We start from the raw sequence: 3,883 nt of genomic DNA on the forward strand, positions 1-3,883 counted from the left end.
CTTTTGCTCGTTACCGCCTTCGCCTTCTCCTTCGGACCGACGGGCGGCAGGATCAGCGACGGCTTCAATGCCCATGGCGCGCGCGATATCGTGCCGCCGCGCATCGACGCATGGGTGACGCCACCGGCCTATACCGGCAAGCCGCCGATCTTCCTGACCGCCGACGCCAACCAGGCGATCCCGACCTTTACGGTTCCCGAAGGCAGTGACGTTTCGCTGCGCGTGACGGGCGGCTCGGGCGAGGAAACGCTCGGCTTTGCCGACAAGAATGGCAACGCCCGCGCCATCGATCCCGCTGCGCCGCAAGCCGCCGCCAAGCCGGCCGCAAGCCTGGCGGCGCCGTCCAAGGTGCGCCAGTTCACCAGCAAGCTGACCGGCGACGGTACGCTGACGCTGACGTCGGGCGAGGAACAGCTCGGCCGCTGGGCCTTCGCGGTCATATCGGACAAGCCGCCGCAGATCCGCTTCGTCGGCGAGCCCAAGCGCGCCGCAAACGGCGCCTTCGAGCTAAACTACCAGATCGACGACGACTATGGCGCCGCCACCGCCAAGGCAGTGTTCGCGCTCGCCGATCCGCAGGCGCCGAATGCGCGTCCGCTGTACGGTGCACCTGAAATGCCGCTGACGCTGCCGCGCCGCGGCGGCAAGTCGAACGCCGCCAAGACCTCCAAGGACCTGACCGAGCATGTCTGGGCCGGCAGCAGCATCAAGCTGACGCTGGTCGCCTTCGATGATGCCGGGCACACCGCATCGAGCGAAACCAAGACGCTGCTGATGCCGGAGCGGCCTTTCACCAATCCGCTGGCACGCGCCGTGATCGAACAGCGCCGCCTGCTGGCGCTCGACGCCAACGCCAAGCCGCGCGTGCTCGACCTGATGGACGCCATCACACTTCGGCCGGAAGATACGTTCGACAACATGTCCCACTATCTCGCCATCATGAGCGCCCGCACCCGGCTGAAGATGGCCGAGAGCGACGATCAATTGCGCAGCGAGGTCTCCTATCTCTGGGAAATCGCGCTCGGCATCGAGGAAGGCAATCTATCGGCCGCCGAAAAGCGGTTGCGCCAGGCGCAACAGGCGCTGCAGGACGCCATCAAGAATGGCGCCAGCGACGCTGAAATCGAAAAGGCGATGAAGGAACTGCGCGAGGCGATGAACCAGTTCCTGCAGGAATTCGCGGAGCGCGCCAAGCAGAATCCCAACGCCCCGCAGATGCAGCAGAACGGCCAGGAACTGCGCCAGAGCGACATCGATCGCATGATGGACCAGATCGAAAACCTGGCGAAGTCCGGAGATCGCGACAAGGCCCAGCAACTGCTGTCGCAACTGCAGGACATGATGAACAATCTGCAAGCCGGCCGTCAGCAGCAAGGCGGCCAGCAGGACAGCGAGATGCGCCAGCAGATGGACAAGCTGGGTGAGATCCTGCGGCGTCAGCAGGAGATGATGAACGACACCTTCCGCATGGATCAGATGCAACGCGGCGAGCGCCAGCGCGGGCAGAACCGTGACGAGCAGCTCGGCGAAGGCGGCCAGGATGAGGACAGACCCGGCGTCGGCGAAGACCGCGATCCGCTCGCCCGGCAAAAGCCGATGACACCCCAGGAATTCGCCGATGCGCTGAAACAGCTGCAGCAGGGCCAAGGCCAGCTGCAAAGCGACCTCGATCAGCTGAAGAAGGGCCTCGAAGGCATGGGTATGGAGCCCAATGAAGGATTTGGCGAGGCCGGCAAGTCCATGGGCAATGCCGAACAGGCACTCGGCGAGGGCGAAGGCGATGCGGCCGTCGGTCATCAGGGCCGGGCGCTGGAAGCGCTGCGCAAGGGCGCCAAGGACATGATGAAGCAGATGCAGGCCATGCAGGGCGACCAGGGCGGCGGCGAGGAAGGCGGCCGCCAGCAGAATGCCGACCGTGATCCGCTCGGCCGGCCACGCGCCAGCCAGGGTCCCGACTTCGGCGATTCGGTGAAGGTGCCCGACGAGATCGACGTGCAGCGTGCCCGCCAGATACTGGAAGCGATCCGCAAGCGGCTCGGCAATGCGCTCAGCCCTGACATCGAACGCAGCTATCTGGAACGGCTGCTCGAGCTGAAATAGAGCAATTCCAGGAAAAGTGTGAAGCGGTTTTCCGTCCGGAATCGCGAAAAAACAAAGGGATTGCCGCTCGCGTCCATCCCACCTGAAAACCCTCTCGCACGGTTGCACCACCATGCCCAGACTTGGCGCCGTCACACCCATCCTGCGCATCTTCGACATTGCCAAGGCGCGTGAATTCTATGTCGGCTTCCTCGGCTTCGAGGTGCAGTGGGAACATCGCTTCGCCGACGACGCGCCGCTTTACATGGCGGTCGGCCGCGACGGCTGCGTTCTGCATCTCAGCGAACATCATGGCGACGGTGCACCCGGCATCGCCCTGCGCATCGAGGTCGAGGACATCACCGCTCTTCATGGCGAACTGATCGGCAAAAACTACCGCTTCGCCAGGCCGGGCGTGGAAGATACGCCGTGGAAGACCCGCGAGGTGTCGGTCGCCGATCCGTTCGGCAACAGGCTGCATTTCTACGAGGATGCCGCCGGCTGACTGAGCCTGTTGACGAAGGCTTCGCGGATCGCATCCTGCATGCCGTCGATCGCCTCGCCTGACGCATTCGGGTTGCGGTGCATCACCACGTTGGAGGAATCGATGGCGCCGAATCCATCCGCCGTGGTCAGTTCACGACAGCCGTCCGGAATGTTGCTGCGCGAAATCGGCGCGATCGCCAGTCCGGAGGTGACGGCGAGCTTGAGGCCGCCGGTGGTGTCGCTGGTATAGGCGACACGATAGGCAAGATCGCGCTGCTCCAGTGATTTGATGGCGAAGTCCTTGCACCAGCCGGCCCGGTTGTAGAGCGCGATCGGCACCGGCTGTTCCTCATGCATGTGATGCAGGGTCGACGTCACCCACACGGTCGGGTCGTGCATCAGCACTTCGCCGCCGGCGGGATCCTGCCATTCGAACACCACGCACAGATCGAGCTCGCCGGCAGCAAGCGCTGCCATCTGTGCCCCGGAATGGGCATAGCGCACGGTGACCTCGACCTGCGTATGACGCTTCGAGAAGGCGCCGAGCGCGCGCGACAGGATGGCGTGGCCATATTCCTCCGGAATGCCGATGCGCACCGGCCCGCCAAGCGGCGCTGCCGCCATCGATGCCGACGTCTCGTCGAGCAGCGAGACAATGCGGCGGGCGTTGACGATGAGTTCGCCGCCGCGCCGCGTCAACGCGACGCCGCGCGAACCGCGCTCGAACAGGCTGGCGCCGATCAGCTCTTCGAGCTTCTTCATCTGCATCGACACCGCGGATTGGGTGCGGCCGGCCTGCTCCGCCGCCTTGGTGAAATTGCCGGTCTCGGCAATCGCCACGAAGGTTCGCAGGAGGTCGCTGTCGAGGGTCGGCCGCATGAAATCCGCCATAAGAGAATTTGATTGCTGGCATCATTCCAATTCGTTTGCAACATGTCAAACGGCGGACGATAGTCGCTATACCCATTGGATATGCGGCTGCGAAATCAGCCGGGGACCAATCAAGAGTCCTCACTCGTGCCCGCTGCCCGAAACGGTGGCGGGTTCTTTTTACCCCGCAGGCGGCAGCTTCGGGTCGTACGCGCAGGAGCCTGGATGCAGATGCAGAATCGGATGGTGGGCGGCATCCTGAGCCTGTGCCTCGGCGTGCTGGTCTTTTCGCTGCAGGATCCGCTCGTCAAAGCCGTGTCGAGCGGTTATCCGGTGACCGAGGTGATGGCGATCCGCTCGATCGTCGCCCTGCCGATCCTGATCGTTCTGGTCCATGCCGATGTCGGCTTGCGGGCGATACTTTCGAAGCGATTCGGCATGCTGACGG

3 protein-coding genes and 1 pseudogene are annotated in these 3,883 nt (G+C 64.0%); 3 read left to right on the top strand and 1 reads right to left on the bottom strand.

Features of this window, described 5'->3' with window-relative positions:
• Together EN750_RS22610 and EN750_RS22615 are read left to right on the top strand one after the other, a co-directional pair.
• The coding region (locus EN750_RS22610; protein WP_127397697.1) for a TIGR02302 family protein at positions 1 to 2,100 on the top strand (2,100 nt) is incomplete at its 5' end.
• A gap of 112 nt (positions 2,101 to 2,212) precedes the next feature.
• A complete protein-coding gene (locus tag EN750_RS22615; RefSeq protein ID WP_127269183.1) occupies positions 2,213 to 2,584 on the top strand; it encodes a glyoxalase superfamily protein in 372 nt (123 codons plus the stop codon).
• Here the strand turns inward: EN750_RS22615 and EN750_RS22620 are convergent.
• Positions 2,563 to 3,444, bottom strand: coding sequence for a LysR family transcriptional regulator (locus EN750_RS22620; protein WP_127269182.1), 882 nt, complete (start codon positions 3,442 to 3,444; stop codon positions 2,563 to 2,565). The genes EN750_RS22615 and EN750_RS22620 overlap by 22 nt on opposite strands.
• A gap of 222 nt (positions 3,445 to 3,666) precedes the next feature.
• Between EN750_RS22620 and EN750_RS22625 the strand changes: the two are divergent.
• A pseudogene (locus EN750_RS22625) lies at positions 3,667 to 3,883 on the top strand (EamA/RhaT family transporter); the annotation flags it as partial.

Source organism: Mesorhizobium sp. M7A.F.Ca.ET.027.03.2.1, from assembly GCF_003999175.1.
Taxonomy (GTDB): Bacteria; Pseudomonadota; Alphaproteobacteria; order Rhizobiales; family Rhizobiaceae; genus Mesorhizobium.